15 protein-coding genes are annotated in these 19255 nt (G+C 62.4%); 9 read left to right on the forward strand and 6 right to left on the reverse strand.

Annotation, left to right across the window (positions count from 1 at the left end):
• Nucleotides 1-1049 (reverse strand): glycosyltransferase family 4 protein (locus tag IAE39_RS24910; RefSeq protein WP_201207167.1); only part of this gene is annotated, 1049 nt, incomplete at its 3' end.
• A gap of 338 nt (nt 1050-1387) precedes the next feature.
• Here IAE39_RS24910 and yegS point away from each other — a divergent pair.
• Entirely contained in the window at nt 1388-2275 is an 888-nt protein-coding gene (gene yegS, locus IAE39_RS24915) for a lipid kinase YegS (RefSeq protein WP_201207168.1), read from the forward strand.
• Here yegS and IAE39_RS24920 read toward each other — a convergent pair.
• From IAE39_RS24920 to IAE39_RS24930, 3 genes are all read right to left on the reverse strand, one after another.
• Nucleotides 2259-2918 carry a response regulator gene (locus IAE39_RS24920; RefSeq protein WP_201207169.1) on the reverse strand — a complete coding sequence of 220 codons (660 nt, stop codon included), beginning with the start codon at nt 2916-2918 and terminating at the stop codon, nt 2259-2261. The genes yegS and IAE39_RS24920 overlap by 17 nt on opposite strands.
• A complete protein-coding gene (locus IAE39_RS24925) occupies nt 2908-3804 on the reverse strand; it encodes a sensor histidine kinase (RefSeq protein ID WP_201207170.1) in 897 nt (298 codons plus the stop codon). Before IAE39_RS24925 ends, IAE39_RS24920 begins: the two co-directional genes overlap by 11 nt.
• A gap of 365 nt (nt 3805-4169) precedes the next feature.
• Nucleotides 4170-4679 carry a histidine kinase gene (locus IAE39_RS24930; protein WP_201207171.1) on the reverse strand — a complete coding sequence of 170 codons (510 nt, stop codon included), beginning with the start codon at nt 4677-4679 and terminating at the stop codon, nt 4170-4172.
• A 353-nt stretch (nt 4680-5032) separates the two neighbouring features.
• Between IAE39_RS24930 and IAE39_RS24935 the strand changes: the two genes are divergently transcribed.
• Both IAE39_RS24935 and IAE39_RS24940 read left to right on the forward strand, forming a co-directional pair.
• Complete coding sequence (locus IAE39_RS24935) at nt 5033-5968, forward strand: chemotaxis protein CheV (RefSeq protein ID WP_201207172.1); 936 nt, start codon at nt 5033-5035, stop codon at nt 5966-5968.
• A 55-nt stretch (nt 5969-6023) separates the two neighbouring features.
• Complete coding sequence (locus tag IAE39_RS24940; protein WP_201207173.1) at nt 6024-6827, forward strand: MOSC domain-containing protein; 804 nt, start codon at nt 6024-6026, stop codon at nt 6825-6827.
• 111 nt (nt 6828-6938) lie between these two features.
• Here the strand turns inward: IAE39_RS24940 and IAE39_RS24945 are convergent, their stop codons facing one another.
• Nucleotides 6939-8864, reverse strand: a complete 1926-nt coding sequence (locus IAE39_RS24945; protein WP_201207174.1) for a transglycosylase SLT domain-containing protein — start codon at nt 8862-8864, stop codon at nt 6939-6941.
• Between the two features lie 221 nt (nt 8865-9085).
• Here IAE39_RS24945 and IAE39_RS24950 point away from each other — a divergent pair, with 221 nt between their 5' ends.
• Nucleotides 9086-11014: an ATP-binding cassette domain-containing protein gene (locus IAE39_RS24950; protein WP_201207175.1), complete on the forward strand. Its 1929-nt coding sequence runs from the start codon at nt 9086-9088 to the stop codon at nt 11012-11014.
• A gap of 107 nt (nt 11015-11121) precedes the next feature.
• On the opposite strand, the gene IAE39_RS24955 is transcribed toward IAE39_RS24950, so the two are convergent.
• Nucleotides 11122-11562: a universal stress protein gene (locus IAE39_RS24955; RefSeq protein ID WP_201207176.1), complete on the reverse strand. Its 441-nt coding sequence runs from the start codon at nt 11560-11562 to the stop codon at nt 11122-11124.
• Between the two features lie 110 nt (nt 11563-11672).
• On the opposite strand from IAE39_RS24955, the gene IAE39_RS24960 reads away from it, so the two are divergent.
• From IAE39_RS24960 to topA, 5 genes are all read left to right on the forward strand, one after another.
• Nucleotides 11673-12110, forward strand: coding sequence for a hypothetical protein (locus IAE39_RS24960; protein WP_201207177.1), 438 nt, complete (start codon nt 11673-11675; stop codon nt 12108-12110).
• A 633-nt stretch (nt 12111-12743) separates the two neighbouring features.
• Nucleotides 12744-14891: a fatty acid oxidation complex subunit alpha FadB gene (gene fadB, locus IAE39_RS24965; protein WP_201207178.1), complete on the forward strand. Its 2148-nt coding sequence runs from the start codon at nt 12744-12746 to the stop codon at nt 14889-14891.
• A gap of 31 nt (nt 14892-14922) precedes the next feature.
• Entirely contained in the window at nt 14923-16098 is a 1176-nt protein-coding gene (fadA, locus tag IAE39_RS24970; protein ID WP_201207179.1) for an acetyl-CoA C-acyltransferase FadA, read from the forward strand.
• A 77-nt stretch (nt 16099-16175) separates the two neighbouring features.
• The gene (locus IAE39_RS24975; RefSeq protein WP_201207180.1) at nt 16176-16427 is read left to right on the forward strand and encodes a DUF1653 domain-containing protein; all 252 of its coding nucleotides are present in this window, start codon (nt 16176-16178) and stop codon (nt 16425-16427) included.
• Between the two features lie 100 nt (nt 16428-16527).
• On the forward strand, nt 16528-19137 hold the full coding sequence (gene topA, locus IAE39_RS24980) for a type I DNA topoisomerase (RefSeq protein WP_201207181.1): 2610 nt from the start codon (nt 16528-16530) through the stop codon (nt 19135-19137).
• Nucleotides 19138-19255 lie beyond the last annotated feature (118 nt).

Raw genomic sequence — 19255 nt, forward strand, 5'->3', positions numbered from 1 at the left:
GCCAGTTGGTCACCGTCATCGCTGCCCAGGTAGTGTTCGCCGTTGTTCGCTGCCAGGCCGGAAACGCCCTTGCCGGTGGTGATGACCGGCAAGCCGGCGGCCATCGCTTCGAGGATTTTCACCTTTGAGCCCCCGGCATAGCGCAGTGGCGCAAAAAACAGCGCGGAACGCCGCTGCAGTTCACGCAGGTCGGGGCGGTAGCCGAACCATTCGATGCGCGGGTCGTTCCAGTGCAGCTTCCAGCTGGTCGGCATAGCATGCCCGGCAATGGCCAGGCGCACGGCCGGGTTGCTCATCCACACCTGCGGCATGATGTCTTCCAGTGCCCACTCGATGGCCTCCAGGTTGGCACCGTATTCGAAGTTGCCGACAAACAGCAGGCGCTGGCTGTGCAGCGAAGGTTGCACGGGCTCATAGAAATCACAATCCACGCCATTGACCACCACGTTCACCGGGCGCCCGCTGATCTGCCCGATCAGTTCGGCATCGTGGGCGCTGACGGCCACCAGTTCGGTGGGCTGGCGCAGCACACGGTGTTCCCAGCGCCGGTAGCGCCAGCGGTCGAAGGCATTGAGCGGGCGTAGCCACAGCGGCAGGCGATCGTGGCAGGCACTGCCCATCACCGACTCCAGGTTATGCTCGCTGAGCATGTAGGGCAGGCCGCGGGCCTGTAGCGCTTTTTCGAACGGCTGGAAGCTGTAGCTGTGCTCGATCTGGATCACGTCCCAGGGCTCGTCCAGCAATTGCTCGAAGCGGTGCCGCAGGCAAGAGGACAAGCCATTGATGATCGCCCGCATGGGGTAGTCGATGATCGGTGAAGCCAGCAGGTTCAGCGGGCTGTGCAGTGGCCGGCGGGGCAGTACGATCAGGCGTTCGAGCAGCGGTTCCAGGGCCTCTCGTGCGGCATCGCTGAGGGGGATTTTCGATTGCACCAGCAGCGTTATCCGGTGGCCGCGCTGGGCCAGTGCGCGTATCAGGTGATATTGCCGGGTCTTGCAGCCGCTGGTAGTCGGCCAGGGCAGGTAAGGCAGTGTCCAGAGAATGCGCATGGCCTGGGGCCCTCGCTGACGGCTGCAGATGGCAAGACGCGCCTGTCGGCAGTGTGCGCAACACACTGTCGGGAGGCGCGTCCTTGGCTAGGGGTAAGGCGGGCCTGGGCATCCAGAAGTCAAAAAGCTGACTCATCTGGAGGGTTTTTCTGCTCAGGTCAAAAACGTGTCAAAAGTTCATTAGCAGAGCATAGCCGGGCATTGTCGAATGTGTGAAGAATGCCATCATTTTCTCAAACCCGAGGGCTGCTGCTATCCCTGTTTTTTGGCGGGCGTGCAACGATCTGTGCAAGCCTGTGGTCGAGATCAGGGTTGGCCAATTTCACGGAGACGCGCACATGCAAGAGCGCAAGGCAATGCTGGTCCTGCACGGCAAGCAGGCGATGAACGAAGAACTGCGCAGTGCCGTGGGCGACCTGCGCGACAGCGGCTGGGTGCTGGATGTGCGGGTGACCTGGGAGGCGGGCGATGCCCAGCGCCTGGTTGCCGAGGCGCTGGCGGCGGGCTATAGCCATATCGTCGCTGGCGGCGGCGATGGTACGTTGCGCGATGTGGCGGAGGCCATGGGGCAGGCCACTGGCCATGCCAGCCTGGCCTTGCTGCCATTGGGCACTGCCAACGATTTCGCCAGGGCCGCCGGCATCCCCCTCGAACCAGCCGCGGCGCTGGCGTTGCTGAATGTCGAGCCACAACCCATCGACCTTGGTCAGGTCGGCGATCAGTTGTTCCTCAACATGGCGACGGGTGGCTTCGGCAGCCAGGTCACCGCCAATACTTCCGAAGACTTGAAGAAAGTACTGGGCGCCGCCGCCTACCTGTTCACCGGGTTGTCCCGCTTCAGCGAACTGCAGGCCGCTTCGGTGGAGCTGCAAGGGCCGGACTTTCACTGGCAGGGGCAACTGCTGGCGCTGGGTATCGGCAATGGCCGCCAGGCCGGCGGCGGGCAGGTGCTGTGCCCGGATGCCGTGGTCAACGACGGCTTGCTCGATATTGCCATCCTGCCTGCGCCACAAGAGGTGGTCGGGGCGTTGCGCGACCTGCTGGCGGGCGACGGCCTGTTCGTTCGGGCCAGGTTGCCGTGGGTGGAGATCAAGAGTTCGCAGGGGCTGGACATCAACCTTGATGGCGAACCCTTGCAGGCCGACAACCTGCGCTTTCAGGCCAGGCCCGCTGCGTTGCAGCTGCACCTGCCGCCCGGGTCGCCGTTGCTCAGTCGTCCAGGCTGATGATTTTTTCGCGCACGGCAAACAGCACCAGGCCAGCCACGTCGTGAATCTGCAGGCGCTTCATGATCTGCGAGCGGTGGGTTTCCACGGTCTTGATCGACAGGCCCAGGCCCGCTGCGATTTCCCGGGTGGATTTGCCACGCACGATCAAGCGCAGGATTTCCAGCTGCCGGGCGGTCAGGTTGTGCCGCTCGCCAGCGCCGTGCTTGCCCTGCCGGGTGCGCTGCAATGCCTGGTTGATGACGGTGTGGGCGATGGCCGGGCTGAGGTAGCGTTCACCGTGGCGCACCGCCTCCAGGGCCTGCTCCAGCTCGGTGGCACTGGTGTCCTTGAGCAAATAGCCGTGGGCGCCACTTTCCAAGGCACGCATGATCAGGTCCGGGTCGGTATGCATCGACAGGATCAGCACCTTGCAGGTGCTGCCGCTGGCCCGCAGTTGCGTGAGCGCGTCCAGGCCACTGGTCGAGCGCATGGAAATGTCCAGCAGGACAATATCGGGCAGCAGTGTGCGTACCTGTTCGAGCAGTTGGCTGCCATCGTCGGCTTCACCGATCACACCATAGCCGGGAATGTCGCAAACCAGCGCACGTACCCCGGCACGGATCAGCGAGTGGTCATCGACCAGCAGCAGTCTACAGGTCATGGGTGGCAGTACTCCTGGCGCGTTGCTGGGTGCGCGGTGGCCACGGGAACACCGCCTCGATCCGTGTGCCCAGGCCAGGCTGGCTGGTGATGTCGAGGCTACCGTGCAAAGCCGTCACCCGCTCCTGCATGCCGGCCAGGCCACGCTGGCCAGCTTCGGCCGGGTGCCGGGCGGGCACGAAACCACGGCCATCGTCGCGGATCGACAACGCCAGGCCCTCGGGGGTGCGTTGCAGGCGGATGACCAGGTTATGTGCCTGGGCGTGACGCAGCATGTTGGTCACGGCTTCCTGAGTGATGCGGAACACTGCCATGGCCACGGCTTCGTCGATGCCCCCCAGGCGTTGGTTGCACGCCAGGCTCCATTGCACCCCGCTGCTGGCCAGGGTGCGCACCAGGTGCGCGCGCAGGCTGGCTTCAAGCCCCAGGCTGGCCAGTTGCCGCGGGTTGAGCAGGGAGGACACGTCGCGTACGGTGCCAAGGGTGTCATCCAGCGTGCTGCGCAGGGCGTCGCAGTGGCCCTGCAGTTCGTCGGGCATGCGCCGTTGCAGCCATTGCAGCTGCAGTTTGGCGGCGGTCAGCAACTGGCCGATGTCGTCGTGCAGCTCCCGGCTCAGGTGCTGGCGCTCGTTTTCCTGCACCTTGAGCATGCGCTCGGCAAGCTCGGCCGGGCGCAGGCTGATCGACCTGGCGCCCAGGCCCAGTTGCACGGCCGCACCCAGCGTTGCGGCCAACTGCAGCACCAGCAGGCTGGCGGGGATTGCCAGGTCGGCCAGGTACAGCAGCAGGTTGGTGACCAGCGAGGCCACACACAGCCCGACTGTCAGCCAGCGCAGCAGGGCAGCGCGGGAGCAGCAACGCATGGAAATCTTCAAGCGTGGGAGCATAAATAGGGAAGCCACTGAAGTATTGCTGATGGAGGCCTTGCACAATGCTGGTCAGAGGCTTTGGCGCAGTACTTTCGATGTTTTTTCGAACACGTGATGTGCAACCTTTTTTGCGGTCGCAAGCGTATGTGGGGGCGCATATTACCACTTCGCATGGCATCGGTCGCGGCTGGGTAACGCTTTGAAACGCCTGCTGGTCGGGCTTTGGCGGGTAGCAAAGTGCCACCCTTTAATCGCGTTGATCGAACTTGTGCAGCAACTAATGCGGTAATGATTCAACTTGGCCCCTCGAAAACTTGGAGAACTTTTCAAGTTCGACCCTGGTGGGGCTTGAATAAACGTGCTTAGTTGCACTTTGGCTCAGGTTAGTGGGCAGGGTTTGACCGGATGCTGCGGTTGCCGGAGCTCAGGGGGTCGTGCGGGTGAATGCACACGTTGCCCTCTTCATCGCAGGATGCGCAGGCGGGTGCGAAGGGCTGCTGCACGACCTTGGCCAGTTCACCCAGCAGTACCAGTTGCTCGCCGATGTCCAGGTTCAGCCGCCCGGTACGGGTATCGACCAGTTCCAGCTGCCAGGCCAGCAGGGTCAGGCAGGCCCCTATTGCGGGTAGGGCTTCACGGGGCAGGCAGCCGCCGTGACAGGCCGGGGCAAGTAACTGTTGCAGGGCGGTTGCGTAGTGGGCGACTTCACGCAGGCCCAGGCGTGTGGCCTGCCGGGCGAGGCTGTCGAGGGCGTTGTCCAGGCAATGGCAGGCATCCGGGTCGTTGTCGATCAGCTCCAGATGCTGCAGGCATTCCTGGGCTTGGGACAGCAGTACCTGGGCATCCAGCAGGAAGCCCTGCAGGGCGTCATCGAACGATAAGGCAGTGTCCATGATCAGGTCCCCGCGCGTGGGGTAGGCGCAAGGGACGGGCACGCCGAAACGATAGCTAACAAAAGCCTGACTCCATTCATGCAATGAGAATGGCGTCACATTAATGGCTAAAGGATATCGCGAACATCAGGTTGCACCCGATTGCTCCTAAGGGTTTCCCTGATGCGAGGCTAAGGTGGGGAACTTTTAGCCCTGCCGTTGTTTTGCCACGGCGTGCCCGCAGTAAAGCATGATGGTAAAGTGATATCAATTGCCTGCTCGGCATTTTCCTGCGTGGGTCAAGGTGTGCGGGAAGCCGCCGATACAGGTTAGATGATTTCACCTTTTTCTGATTCACGCCTGGGGGTTTTCCAATGGCTGGCATTCTCGACACGGTAGACCAACGCACGCAACTGGTAGGTGAGAACCGCCTGGAAATCCTGATGTTCCGCCTGGCCGGTCGCCAGTTGTTCGCGATTAACGTGTTCAAGGTTCAGGAAGTGCTGCAGCTGCCCAAGCTGACCTTGATGCCGCAGCGTCATCCCTTTGTCTGTGGTGTGGTCAACCTGCGCGGGCAGACCTTGCCGGTGATCGACCTGTCCCAGGCAATCGGCATGCGTCCGCTGCAACCAGGGCCGGACAGCACCATCATTGTCACCGAGTACAACCGTTCGGTGCAGGCCTTCCTGGTGGGCGGTGTCGACCGCATCGTCAACATGAACTGGGAATCGATCATGCCGCCGCCTTCCAGTGCCGGGCGCCAGCACTACCTGACTGCCATCACCAAGGTCGACGACCAGTTGGTGGAGGTGATCGACGTGGAGAAGGTGCTGGCCGAGATCGTGCCGTACAACGCCCGCGTCTCTGGCGAAAAACTTGCCGACCCGGTGCTGGCCCGGGCACGTGGGCGCGAGGTGCTGCTGGTGGATGACTCCAGCGTGGCCCTGGCGCAGTTGCGTGACACCCTGTCCCAGCTGGGGGTGAAGCTGCACGTGGCCAGCGACGGCCTGAAAGCGCTGCGCATGCTTAAGGGTTGGGCCGATGCCGGCGAAGACGTGTGCGAGAAGCTGCTGATGGTGTTCACCGACGCCGAAATGCCGGAAATGGACGGCTACCGGTTGACCACCGAGATTCGCAGCGATGCGCGCCTGCGCCAGCTGTACGTGGTATTGCACACCTCGCTGTCGGGCAGTTTCAACGAGTCCATGGTGAAGAAGGTCGGCTGTGACAACTTCCTTTCCAAGTTCCAGCCCGATCGCCTGGTCGACGTGGTCAAGCAACGCCTGCTGCTGGATACCGCCACTGCGTGATCGCCGGGCCGGGCGGGTATAAGCTTGGCTTTTGGCATGACGCGAGGCGGCAGGGATGTTTCTCAGTGAGTTGTATCGGTACCCGCTGAAGTCTGGGCAGGCACAAAGCCTGCAAGCTTCGGCGGTGGGGTTGTTGGGGTTGCAGGGTGACCGGCGCTGGATGGTGGTGGAGGAAGAAAACGGACGCTTCCTGACCCAGCGAGCCTGGCCACGGCTGGGCCAGATCACGGCGAGCGATGACGACAGCGGCCAGTTGCTGTTGCAGGCGCCTGGTCAGGCGCCGTTACGGGTGCCGGTGCCGCCTGCCGATGACGCCCTGCGCGGGGTGACCCTCTGGCGCGATACCCTGCGCGTGCCGGACGCTGGTGATGCCGCGGCGGCCTGGCTGAGCGAGCTGCTGGGCAAGCCCGTGCGCCTGGTGCATTGCCCGGAACAGCGTGCGCGCTACTTGCCCAACGGTTATGGCTTCAACAGTGACCGGGCGGCGTTTCCCGACGGTTTCCCTTTGCTGCTGATCGGCCAGGGCTCGCTGGACGAGCTGAGCCGGCGCGTGGGTCGGCCGATGGAGATGCTGCGCTTTCGGCCCAACCTGGTGGTGCACGGCGCTGAACCGTTTGCCGAGGATGGCTGGAAGCGCATTCGTATTGGCAGTTTGGAGTTTCGTGTGCTCAAACCCAGTGTGCGCTGCGTCTTTACTACCATCGACCCGGCTACCGGCGAGCGCAGTGAAGACCGCGAGCCGATGGCTACGCTGAAGACCTTTCGTGAAAAGGAAGGGGATGTGCTGTTTGGGCAGAACCTGGCGGTGGATGGCGGTGGCAGATTGGAGGTAGGGATGCAGGTGGAAATCCTGGAGTAGGCATGTTTTTAGTGCTGGCCTATTCGCGGGTAAACCCGCTCCTACAACGATCGCGTGACCCTTGTAGGAGCGGGTTTACCCGCGAATAGGCCGGCACAGGCTCAGCAACATTCACATGTCATCAAAATACCGCTCATGCCAGTCCACCAGCGGCTGCGGTGCGTTCAGCTTCTGCCCATAGATCACCGAATACGACAGCACGTTCTGCACATACTGGCGCGTTTCGTCGAACGGGATCGACTCTACCCACACATCGAAGCTCAGGTGCTTGGCGCCTTTAAGCCACTGGCGCACGCGCCCCGGCCCGGCGTTGTAGGCTGCCGAGGCCAGTACCCGGTTGCCGTTGAACTGGCTGTGCACCTGGCTCAGGTAGGCTGCGCCCAGCTGGATGTTCTTGTCCGGGTTGAGCACCTGCGCCGGCGATGCCAGCGGAATGCTGAACTTGCGAGCGGTTTCCTTGGCGGTGGCCGGCATCAGCTGCATCAGGCCACTGGCGCCCACCGGCGAGCGTGCGTCCTCCATGAAGGCGCTTTCCTGGCGGGTGATGGCGAACACCCAGCTCGAATGCAGGCCGCGCACCTTGGCTTCGCGTACCAGCGTATCGCGGTGGGCCATCGGGAAACGGATGTCCAGGTCGTCCCAGTACTGTGCCTGGCTGATGGTGCGGATGGCTGGGAAGTACCAGCGCAGTTCATAACCCAGGCGCGCCTGGGCGACCATCTCGTCACGGGTGAAGTGGCGGCTCACGTGGTACCACTCGCGGCGGCCTTCGACGATCTGGCCACGGGCGTGGAATTCCAGTGCGCGCTGGATGCCCGGGGTGTTGCGCACTTTCTTGACCAGTTGAGGGCTCAGCAGCAGCGGCTTGTTGTTCAGCTGGTAGGGCGTCTGCGCCCGGTCGGCGGCGAGGAAACCATAGAAATCACGCTCGCGCGCCACGGTCTTGTACAGCAGCGGGATCTGCGGGTTGTTCGGCTGTGCCAGTTCCAGGCTGCGTGCCTGCCAGTACTTCCAGCGGCTGCTGGCGGCCAGGTCCTGAGGCAGGCGTTTGGTCAGCTCGTAGGCGTCTTCCCAGCGGCCCAGGCGCAGCAGCAGGCGCAGGCGCCACTCGCTGACGGTGTTGTCGCGCAGTTCGGGGTCGTAGCGGGTCATCAGGTCGAGCGCGCGCGGGTCGTAGCGGCGGGCCAGGGTCAGGCCGATTTCGCGGGCGATGGCCACCTTTTCGTCGCGCGAGAAGTGCATGCGCTGGGCGTAATCGTCGAGCAGTGCCATGGCCCGCTCCGGGTCCTGGCGGGCCAGGCGACGCAGGCCGAGGCTGACCACGTCGGACATCGCCTCGTTGGCCGGGGTGAAGCGCGACGGCTGGTTGAGCAGCTCGGGCTTCTGGGCCACGTCGACCAGCAGGCGCCCCTGCGGGCCAAGGGTGGTCAGGGTGTTGACCAGGTTGTTGGCCAGGCCGTAATTGCGCGCCTGGGCCGCCAGCTTGGTGCGTTCCCAACGTTTGCTTTCGGTCAGCTGGCCTTCGGCCGCCCACATGCCGAACAGCGTGTCGCACGCGGCAGGTTGCGACTTGCCGACGTTCCACAGCTTGTCGGCGGTGGCGTTGCCTTCGGCGCGCAGGCCATGGCTGAGCTGGTACTGGCCATTGAGGCAGTCCAGTTCGGTGAAGTTGAGCTTGGGGTCGTAGTACTTGACGAAAGTGTCCCACTCGCCGCGTTCCGCCAGCCAGCGCAACCAGCGCAGTTTCATCCAGTTGGCCTGGGGCAGGTCGCCATGCTTGGCGAGGAAGCTTTCGATTTCCTGGTTGCTGGCGCTTTTCAGGCGGGCGGTGAGCTCGTCGTAGGCCAGGTAGGGCGTCAGCGGGTAGTCGCTCAGGGCCTGGGCATAACGCAGATACGGGCCTTTGTCGCCCTTGGCCAGCGCACGCTTGGCCTCGTCATAGTACTGGCGTTGCAAGGTCAGGTCGGCAGCCTGTGCCGCGCAGGTGGCAGCGGTAAGCAGCAGGCAGGATGCAATATGTAACAGGCGGCTGCGCATGATACGTCCGGGCAGTTGAACCATGGGGAAGTGACGGCGAAGCCAGCACTGTTGGAAACTATTGCCTTAGCTTAGCCGTTTGCCGGCTGCGGGTGAAAGCACTGTGCTTGTATCGGGATATTAAGTTCGACCGGATGTCGCCAGCTGCTCGCCGTTCAGCCTGGCGGGTGCCGTCGGGTGCCAAGTCAGGTAGAATGCGCGCCCGATTTATGGAGACCAACATGACCCTGCTCAAATTCAGCGATGTGTCCCTCGCATTCGGCGCCATGCCGCTGCTGGACAAAGTGTCCTGGCAGATCGCTCGTGGCGAGCGGGTGTGCATCATCGGCCGCAACGGTACCGGCAAATCGAGCATGCTGCGCCTGGTCAAGGGCGAGCAGAAGGGCGACGACGGCGAAATCTGGCGGGCCCCGGGCCTGAAGATTGGCGAACTGCCGCAAGAGCTGCCGGTGGCCGACGAGCGCACGGTGTTCGACGTGGTAGCCGCTGGCCTGGATGGTGTTGGCGAACTGCTGGCGCAGTTCCACCACCTGAGCATGAACATCCAGGGCGACGAAGACCTGGAAAAGCTGATGCATGTCCAGCACGAGCTGGAAGCCCGTGACGGCTGGCGCCTGCAGCAAGTGGTAGAAAGCACCCTCAGCCGCCTGCAACTGCCCGCCGACAAGACTTTGGCCGAGCTGTCCGGTGGCTGGCGCCGCCGCGTGCTGCTGGCCCAGGCGCTGGTGTCGGAGCCCGACCTGCTGCTGCTCGACGAGCCGACCAACCACCTGGACATCGGTGCCATCGCCTGGCTCGAAGAGGCCCTGCGTGGCTTCAACGGCGCGGTGCTGTTCATCACCCACGACCGTTCCTTCCTGCAGAACCTGGCCACTCGCATCCTCGAACTGGACCGTGGCGGCCTGATCGACTGGAACGGCGACTACGCCAGCTTCCTGGTGCACAAGGAGGCCGCACTGGCCGCCGAAGAAACCGCCAACGCGCTGTTCGACAAGCGCCTGGCCCAGGAAGAAGTGTGGATCCGCCAGGGCATCAAGGCCCGCCGCACCCGCAACGAAGGCCGCGTGCGTGCACTGAAGGCCCTGCGCGTTGAGCGTGGCGAGCGCCGTGAGCGCCAGGGCAAGGCCAACATCCAGATCGAAGCGGCAGACAAGTCCGGCAAGCAGGTGATGGTGCTGGAGAACGTGAGCTTCCATCACGCCGACGGGCCTCTGCTGGTCAAGGACTTCTCCATGGTGCTGCAGCGCCAGGACCGTATTGGCCTGCTGGGCGCCAACGGTACCGGCAAGACCACCCTGCTGAAGATGATGCTGGGTGACCTTGAACCGACCGCGGGCAAGGTGGAGCGTGGCACCAAGCTGGAAGTGGCCTATTTCGACCAGATGCGCCACCAGCTCGACCTGGAAAAGACGGTAATCGACAACCTTGCCGAAGGCCGCGACTTCATCGAAATCGATGGCCAGAACCGCCATGTGCTGAGCTACCTGGGCGACTTCCTGTTTAGCCCCCAGCGTGCGCGCACGCCGGTCAAGGCGCTGTCGGGTGGTGAGCGTGCGCGGCTGCTGCTGGCCAAGCTGTTCAGCAAGCCAGCCAACCTGCTGGTGCTCGACGAACCGACCAACGACCTGGACGTTGAAACCCTCGAGTTGCTTGAAGAGGTGCTGTCCAACTACAAGGGCACCGTGCTGATGGTCAGCCACGACCGGGCCTTCCTCGACAACGTCGTCACCAGCACCCTGGTGTTCGAAGGCGAGGGCAAGGTGCGTGAGTACGTGGGTGGTTACGAAGACTGGATTCGCCAGGGCGGCTCGCCGAAGCTGCTGGGCGTGACCGAGAGCAAGGGCGGCAAGTCTGCGCTCAACAGTGCGGTGGTGGAGAAGGTCGAGGCCAAGCCAGAGCCTGTTGCTGCGCCGGTGGTGGAAGAAGCGCCGAAGAAGAAACTCAGCTACAAGCTGCAGCGTGAGTTGGAGATGCTGCCAGGGCAGATTGACGAAGTTGAACAGCGTATGGCTGAGGCTCAGGAAGAAGTGAATGCGACGGGCTTCTATCAGCGGCCGATCGCGGAAACCTCGGCAGTGCTGGCCAAGATCGAGAAGCTGCAGGGCGAGCTGGATGCACTGGTAGAGCGCTGGGCTGAGCTGGAAGGCTGATTGGCGTTAGCCTGATCCGGCCTATTCGCGGGTAAACCCGCTCCTACATGGGTATGCGATCCCTTATAGGAGCGGGTTTACCCGCGAATAGGCCTGTACAGGCTAAATCAATCCTTCTTCTGCAACCGCACGGCCAGCACATCACACGGCGCACCATGCAACACGTCATTGGCCGTGGACCCCAGTAGCAACGCCAGCCCATGGCGGCCATGGCTGCCGACCACGATCAGGTCGCACTTCTGGTCCTTGGCCAGCTGGTGGATTTCCTGGCGCGGTTGGCCGTAGGTCAGGTGCGAATCGCCGCGGTTGATATCCGGGTATTTGTTGAACAGGCGCTCCATGCGCTCCTTGGCCTGGTCGAACTGCTGCTGTTGCAACTGCGACAGGTCCATAGGCACGTCACCGCCAAAAGCCATGGCCATCGGCTCGACGATGTGCACCAGCGATACCTTGGCGCCTGAGGGCTCGGCGAGCTTCATGGCGCGCTTGATCACCGGGTCGCATTCTTCGGTCAGGTCGACGGCGACCAACAAATGTTCGTATTGCATGAGCGGTACTCCTGGCAATCGCGATAGAAGAAGTATGGTCGCTTTCGGGCGGGTCTTCCGTGAAAAATGGCTAACCAGCTCATTTGCAACGCTTTATGGGGTCTACTGATATGACGGTATTGCTGGTGGTGTCAATCCTTGCGCTGATTCTCAGCCCGCTTTCCTGGCTGCGCAGCTCGCGCAAACAGAGCGAGCAGATGAAGCTGCGCCTGGAGGCACGGCGCATGGGCCTGGCCATGCAACTGGCGCCGCAGCAGTGGCCGCACTGGCTGGAGAAAGAGCCGCCAAGCCCTTGCCCGCAGTACCATCGGGCCCGTCGCCGTGGGCATGAAGACAGTTTCAGCTTCTGGCAGGTAACCCCGGGGGTGTGGTGGAACCAGTGGCGTGAACCCTGCGAAGACCCACGCTTTGTCGAGGCCTTGGCGCGGTTGCCGGCAAGTGTGTACAAGGTCGAGGCCGATGCGCGGATGATCGCCCTGTACTGGACCGAGCGGGGTGATACGGCTGTATTGCAGGATGTTGCCTACGTGCTCGAAACCCTGGCCTGACAGTTAATCACCAAATCGAGGGCGGACATCAGTCCCTGTGGGAGCGGCTTTAGCCGCGAAGAAGGCGACGCGGTGTATGGCACCGGCTTTGCCGGTGTTCGCGGGTTAACCCGCTCCCACAAGGGGTGCGTCAGCCCGGTAAATATGCTCTGAAACGACAAAGCGGCGGCTTGGCATACCCCTGAAGGGGTGGGGTGCCAAGTCGCCGCTTTGCGTTCTGCTATCGCAGAAAAGGCCAGGCAGGCCGGGTATTCACTCAAGCAAGTGCCAGTGTAGCTGCCCGAAGTCGCCGCGCAAGCGGAAAGTTGGTGCGTTGTCCCCATCGCTGTGGTCAATCGCTGACATGAATGTTCGGCGATCACTGTCATCATGTTTTGTACCAAGACGATACAAAATGACCGGAAAGTCGCGTTTTCGCCGTGCTCGCGAGCATTTGACAACGCCGATCTTTTCGGAGAATGTGTGCACACCCAAATCAAACGGGCGTATGAATTGAGCGTTTGTATGTCATGACGCCAAGCCATACTTCCGACTAGCGCGCTGACGGGTGTGCCTGGGGCGGGGCAGATAGACCTGCTCTTGTTGCAGCGATCGGCGTGTACAGTTCAGCTTCCATATCGTGGAGATCAGTTGATGATTTACGAAGGTAAAGCCATCACGGTTAAGGCTCTTGAAAGTGGCATCGTCGAGCTCAAGTTCGACCTCAAGGGTGAGTCCGTCAACAAGTTCAACCGCCTGACCCTGAACGAGCTGCGCCAGGCCGTCGAAGCCATTCAGGCCGACGCCTCGGTCAAGGGCGTTATCGTCAGCAGTGGCAAGGACGTGTTCATCGTCGGCGCCGACATCACCGAGTTCGTCGACAACTTCAAGCTGCCCGAGGCCGAACTGGTCGCCGGCAACCTGGAAGCCAACCGCATCTTCAACGCCTTCGAAGACCTCGAAGTGCCGACCGTGGCCGCCATCAACGGCATCGCCCTGGGCGGCGGCCTGGAGATGTGCCTGGCAGCCGACTACCGGGTCATGTCCACCAGCGCCAAGATCGGCCTGCCGGAAGTCAAGCTGGGTATCTACCCGGGCTTTGGCGGTACCGTGCGCCTGCCGCGCCTGATCGGCTCGGACAACGCCATCGAGTGGATCGCCGCCGGTAAGGAAAACCGCGCCGAAGACGCCCTGAAAGTCGGTGCCGTCGATGCCGTGGTTGCCCCGGAGCTGCTGCAGGCCGGTGCCCTGGACCTGATCAAGCGCGCCATCAGTGGCGAGCTGGACTACAAGGCCAAGCGCCAGCCCAAGCTGGAAAAGCTCAAGCTCAATGCCATCGAGCAGATGATGGCCTTCGAAACCGCCAAGGGCTTCGTCGCCGGCCAGGCCGGCCCGAACTATCCGGCCCCGGTCGAAGCCATCAAGAGCATTCAGAAAGCCGCCAACTTCGGCCGCGACAAGGCCCTGGAAGTCGAGGCCGCAGGCTTCGCCAAGCTGGCCAAGACCTCGGTTGCCGAAAGCCTGATCGGCCTGTTCCTGAACGACCAGGAACTCAAGCGCAAGGCCAAGGCGCATGACGAAATCGCCCACGACGTGAAGCAGGCCGCCGTGCTCGGTGCCGGCATCATGGGTGGCGGTATCGCCTACCAGTCGGCGGTCAAGGGCACCCCGATCCTGATGAAGGACATTCGCGAGGAAGCCATCCAGCTGGGCCTGAACGAGGCCTCCAAGCTGCTCGGCAACCGCGTCGACAAAGGCCGCCTGACCCCGGCCAAGATGGCCGAGGCACTCAACGCCATCCGCCCGACCCTGTCCTATGGCGATTTCGCCAACGTCGACATCGTCGTCGAGGCCGTGGTCGAGAACCCGAAGGTCAAGCAGGCGGTACTGGCTGAAGTGGAAGGGCAGGTGAAGGATGATGCAATCCTTGCCTCCAACACTTCGACCATCTCCATCAACCTGCTGGCCAAGGCGCTCAAGCGCCCGGAAAACTTCGTCGGCATGCACTTCTTCAACCCGGTGCACATGATGCCGCTGGTGGAAGTGATCCGTGGCGAGAAGTCCAGTGAAGTGGCGGTCGCTACCACCGTGGCCTATGCCAAGAAAATGGGCAAGAACCCGATCGTGGTCAACGACTGCCCGGGCTTCCTGGTCAACCGCGTACTGTTCCCGTACTTCGGCGGCTTTGCCAAGCTGGTCAGCGCCGGTGTCGACTTCGTGCGCATCGACAAGGTCATGGAAAAGTTCGGCTGGCCGATGGGCCCGGCCTACCTGATGGATGTGGTTGGCATCGACACCGGCCACCATGGCCGTGACGTAATGGCCGAAGGCTTCCCGGACCGCATGAAGGACGAGCGCCGCTCGGCCGTCGATGCACTGTACGAAGCCAACCGCCTGGGCCAGAAGAACGGCAAGGGCTTCTACGCCTACGAAACCGACAAGCGCGGCAAGCCGAAGAAAGTCTTCGATGCCACCGTGCTCGACGTGCTCAAGCCGATCGTGTTCGAGCAGCGTGAAGTCACCGACGAAGACATCATCAACTGGATGATGGTGCCACTGTGCCTGGAGACCGTGCGCTGCCTGGAAGACGGCATCGTCGAAACCGCCGCCGAAGCCGACATGGGCCTGGTCTACGGCATTGGTTTCCCTCCTTTCCGCGGTGGTGCGCTGCGCTACATCGACTCGATCGGTGTCGCCGAATTCGTCGCCCTGGCCGATCAGTATGCCGACCTGGGGCCGCTGTACCACCCGACCGCCAAGCTGCGTGAAATGGCCAAGAACGGCCAGCGCTTCTTCAACTGAGCGGTCAACGAGCTAGAGCGAGAGATTTGATATGAGCCTGAATCCAAGAGACGTGGTGATTGTCGACTTCGGTCGCACGCCAATGGGCCGCTCCAAGGGTGGCATGCACCGCAATACCCGCGCCGAAGACATGTCGGCGCACCTGATCAGCAAGCTGCTGGAACGCAACGGTAAGGTCGACCCGAAAGAAGTCGAGGACGTGATCTGGGGCTGTGTCAACCAGACCCTGGAGCAGGGCTGGAACATTGCCCGCATGGCCTCGCTGATGACCCAGATCCCGCACACTTCCGCTGCGCAGACCGTCAGCCGCCTGTGCGGCTCGTCGATGAGCGCACTGCACACCGCTGCCCAGGCGATCATGACCGGTAACGGCGATGTGTTTGTGGTCGGTGGCGTGGAGCATATGGGCCACGTCAGCATGATGCACGGCGTAGACCCTAACCCGCACCTGTCCTTGCATGCCGCCAAGGCTTCCGGGATGATGGGCCTGACTGCAGAAATGCTCGGCAAGATGCACGGCATCACCCGTGAGCAGCAGGACCTGTTCGGCGTGCGTTCGCACCAGTTGGCCCACAAGGCCACGGTCGAAGGCAAGTTCAAGGACGAGATCATCCCGATGCAGGGCTTTGATGAGAACGGCTTCCTGAAGGTGTTCGATTTCGACGAAACCATTCGCCCGGAAACCACCCTCGAAGGCCTGGCGTCGCTCAAGCCTGCGTTCAACCCGAAGGGTGGTACGGTCACGGCCGGTACCTCGTCGCAGATCACCGACGGCGCGTCATGCATGATCGTCATGTCCGGCCAGCGCGCCATGGACCTGGGTATCCAGCCATTGGCGGTGATCCGTTCGATGGCGGTGGCCGGCGTCGACCCGGCAATCATGGGCTATGGCCCGGTGCCATCGACCCAGAAAGCCCTCAAGCGTGCCGGCCTGACCATGGCCGACATCGACTTCATCGAGCTCAACGAAGCCTTCGCTGCACAGGCCCTGCCCGTGCTGAAAGACTTGAAAGTGCTCGACAAGATGGATGAGAAGGTTAACCTGCACGGCGGCGCCATTGCCTTGGGCCACCCGTTTGGTTGCTCCGGGGCACGTATTTCCGGCACCCTGCTCAATGTCATGAAGCAAAATGGCGGTACCCTGGGGGTGGCGACCATGTGCGTCGGCCTTGGCCAAGGTATCACCACTGTCTTCGAACGCGTCTGATCGCGTAGCGGGACAGCAGCCGGGGCCTTGTGCCCCGGTTTTGTTTTTTTCAGGTTTTATTCAAGAGGGTGGGCAACATGCAGATACAACCAGGCGTATACCGGCATTACAAAGGGCCTGAGTACCGTGTCTTCAGTGTTGCGCGGCACTCCGAGAACGAAGAATGGATGGTGTTCTACCAGTGCCTGTATGGTGACTACAGCTTCTGGGTACGGCCACTTTCGATGTTCCAGGAGTCTGTCGAGGTTGACGGCGAGCAGGTGCCGCGCTTTGCTTTGGTCAAGGCCGAAGAGGGGCTGCCCGGGTTGCTGGGCAAGTCGCACGCGTGATCGTTCGAACTTGACCTCACACTTTTGCCACTATATATAGCGGTGCCGCGTCTGGCACCTGACGCGTTTTTTATCTTCAGATTCAGGAATACTCCGATCCATGGGCAAATCGCTGGTCATTGTGGAATCCCCGGCCAAGGCCAAGACCATCAACAAGTACCTGGGCAACCAGTACGTGGTGAAGTCGAGTATCGGCCATATCCGAGACCTCCCCACCAGCGGTTCGGCCAGCGCAAGCAAAGAGCCGGCCGCCAAGCGTGGCAAGGCCGCGGGTGAGGCTCCGGCCCTGTCGCCGAAAGAAAAGGCCCGTCGCCAGCTGGTGGCGCGCATGGGCGTGGACCCCGACCACGGCTGGAAGGCCAAGTACGAGATCCTGCCTGGCAAGGAAAAGGTGATCGAAGAGCTGCGCCGCCTGGCCAAAGATGCTGACACCATCTATCTCGCAACCGACTTGGACCGCGAAGGGGAAGCCATTGCCTGGCACCTGCGCGAGGCCATCGGCGGCGACGACACCCGCTACAAGCGCGTGGTGTTCAACGAAATTACCAAGAAGGCCATCCAGGAGGCGTTCTCGCAACCGGGTGAGCTGGACATCGACCGGGTCAACGCCCAGCAGGCGCGGCGCTTCCTCGACCGCGTGGTCGGCTACATGGTTTCGCCACTGCTGTGGTCCAAGATTGCCCGTGGCCTGTCTGCCGGTCGCGTGCAGTCGGTGGCAGTGAAGCTGGTGGTGGAGCGCGAGCGTGAAATCCGTGCGTTCATCCCGGAAGAGTACTGGGAGATCCACGCCGACCTCGGCACCGCGAAAAACGCCAAGGTGCGTTTCGAAGTGGCGCGCGAGAAGGGCGAGGCCTTCAAGCCGCTGAACGAAGCCCAGGCCATGGCGGCGCTGGAGAAGCTCAAGGCTTCCAGCTACAGCGTGGTCAAGCGCGAAGACCGCCCGACCAGCAGCAAGCCGTCGGCACCGTTCATTACCTCCACCCTGCAGCAGGCCGCCAGTAACCGCCTGGGCTTTGGTGTGAAAAAGACCATGATGATGGCCCAGCGCTTGTACGAAGCGGGCTACATCACTTACATGCGTACCGACTCGACCAACCTGTCGAGCGACGCCCTGGACATGGCGCGTAGCTACATCGAGCGCGAATTCGGCAAGCAGTACCTGCCGGAGGCGCCGCTGGTCTACGGCAGCAAGGAAGGCGCCCAGGAAGCGCACGAAGCAATTCGACCTTCCGACGTGAACACGCACCCGACCAAGCTCAGTGGCATGGAGCGCGATGCCGAGCGGCTGTACGAGCTGATCTGGCGCCAGTTCCTGGCCTGCCAGATGCCGCCAGCGCAGTACCTGTCCACCAGCGTTACCGTGGCTGCCGGCGACTTCGAGCTGCGCGCCAAGGGCCGTATCCTCAAGTTCGACGGTTATACCCGCGTGCTGCCACAGCAGAGCAAGCCGGGCGAAGACGACGTGCTGCCAGAAATGGTCCAGGGTGAGGCGCTGAAGCTGCTGCAGATCGACCCGAGCCAGCACTTCACTAAGCCACCGGCACGCTTCACCGAGGCCAGCCTGGTCAAGGAAATGGAAAAGCGTGGCATTGGCCGCCCGTCGACCTACGCGGCGATCATTTCCACCATCCAGGACCGTGGTTATGTGACCCTGCACAACCGCCGCTTCTACTCCGAGAAGATGGGCGATATCGTCACCGAGCGCCTGTCGGAGAGCTTCTCCAACCTGATGGACTACGGCTTTACCGCCGACATGGAAGAGAACCTCGACGACGTGGCCCAGGGCGAGCGTGACTGGAAGAACGTGCTTGACGAGTTCTACGGCGACTTCAGCAAGAAGCTGCAGACGGCCGAGTCCAGTGAAGACGGCATGCGCGCCAACCAGCCGACCATGACCAACATTCCGTGCAAGGAATGTGGCCGGCCGATGATGATCCGCACGGCTTCCACCGGTGTGTTCCTCGGTTGCTCAGGCTACAGCCTGCCGCCGAAAGAGCGTTGCAAGGCCACCGTGAACCTGGTGCCGGGCGACGAGATTGCTGCGGATGACGAGGGTGAGTCGGAGTCGCGCGTGCTGCTGGGCAAGCACCGCTGCCCGATCTGCGCCACGGCGATGGATGCCTACCTGCTGGATGAGAAGCACAAGCTGCACATCTGCGGTAACAACCCGGATTGCGCTGGCTATGAGATCGAGGAAGGCAGCTACCGCATCAAAGGTTACGAAGGGCCGAGCCTGGAGTGCGACAAGTGCGGTAGCGAGATGCAATTGAAGACGGGCCGTTTCGGCAAGTTCTTCGGCTGCACCAACCCGGCGTGCAAGAACACCCGCAAGCTGCTAAAGAGCGGCGAAGCGGCGCCACCGAAGATGGACAAGGTGGACATGCCAGAACTCAAGTGCGAGAAGGTCGACGACACCTACGTGCTGCGCGACGGCGCTTCGGGGCTGTTCCTGGCCGCCAGCCAGTTCCCCAAGAACCGCGAAACCCGAGCACCGCTGGTAATGGAGATCGTGCCGCACAAGCATGAGATCGACCCGAAGTACCACTTCCTGTGCGAAGCGCCGCAGAAAGACCCGGATGGCCGCCCGGCGGTGATCCGCTACAGCCGCAAGACCAAGGAGCAGTACGTGCAGTCCGAGGTTGATGGCAAGCCGACGGGGTGGAAGGCGTTCTACGACGGTGGTGCGTGGAAGGTTGAAGACAAGCGCTGACTCTTCAGCGCTGTAGTTGGGGCCGCCATGTCGGCTCTTGCATCAATCTTCTGGCCGGCGCGGTCCTTGTAGGAGCGGCCTTGCCGGGGCGCCGGACCGGTCGGAAAGGGCTGCGAAG

It is taken from the genome of Pseudomonas sp. S37 (assembly GCF_016658545.1).
Lineage (GTDB): Bacteria > Pseudomonadota > Gammaproteobacteria > Pseudomonadales > Pseudomonadaceae > Aquipseudomonas.

What these genes read in the sequence shown, in the direction of transcription:
- yegS (WP_201207168.1), top strand. Translation starts at nt 1,388, where the DNA reads ATGCAAGAGCGCAAGGCAATGCTGGTCCTGCACGGCAAGCAGGCGATG.
- IAE39_RS24920 (WP_201207169.1), bottom strand. Translation starts at nt 2,918, where the DNA reads ATGACCTGTAGACTGCTGCTGGTCGATGACCACTCGCTGATCCGTGCC.
- IAE39_RS24925 (WP_201207170.1), bottom strand. Translation starts at nt 3,804, where the DNA reads ATGCTCCCACGCTTGAAGATTTCCATGCGTTGCTGCTCCCGCGCTGCC.
- IAE39_RS24930 (WP_201207171.1), bottom strand. Translation starts at nt 4,679, where the DNA reads ATGGACACTGCCTTATCGTTCGATGACGCCCTGCAGGGCTTCCTGCTG.
- IAE39_RS24935 (WP_201207172.1), top strand. Translation starts at nt 5,033, where the DNA reads ATGGCTGGCATTCTCGACACGGTAGACCAACGCACGCAACTGGTAGGT.
- IAE39_RS24940 (WP_201207173.1), top strand. Translation starts at nt 6,024, where the DNA reads ATGTTTCTCAGTGAGTTGTATCGGTACCCGCTGAAGTCTGGGCAGGCA.
- IAE39_RS24945 (WP_201207174.1), bottom strand. Translation starts at nt 8,864, where the DNA reads ATGCGCAGCCGCCTGTTACATATTGCATCCTGCCTGCTGCTTACCGCT.
- IAE39_RS24950 (WP_201207175.1), top strand. Translation starts at nt 9,086, where the DNA reads ATGACCCTGCTCAAATTCAGCGATGTGTCCCTCGCATTCGGCGCCATG.
- IAE39_RS24955 (WP_201207176.1), bottom strand. Translation starts at nt 11,562, where the DNA reads ATGCAATACGAACATTTGTTGGTCGCCGTCGACCTGACCGAAGAATGC.
- IAE39_RS24960 (WP_201207177.1), top strand. Translation starts at nt 11,673, where the DNA reads ATGACGGTATTGCTGGTGGTGTCAATCCTTGCGCTGATTCTCAGCCCG.
- fadB (WP_201207178.1), top strand. Translation starts at nt 12,744, where the DNA reads ATGATTTACGAAGGTAAAGCCATCACGGTTAAGGCTCTTGAAAGTGGC.
- fadA (WP_201207179.1), top strand. Translation starts at nt 14,923, where the DNA reads ATGAGCCTGAATCCAAGAGACGTGGTGATTGTCGACTTCGGTCGCACG.
- IAE39_RS24975 (WP_201207180.1), top strand. Translation starts at nt 16,176, where the DNA reads ATGCAGATACAACCAGGCGTATACCGGCATTACAAAGGGCCTGAGTAC.
- topA (WP_201207181.1), top strand. Translation starts at nt 16,528, where the DNA reads ATGGGCAAATCGCTGGTCATTGTGGAATCCCCGGCCAAGGCCAAGACC.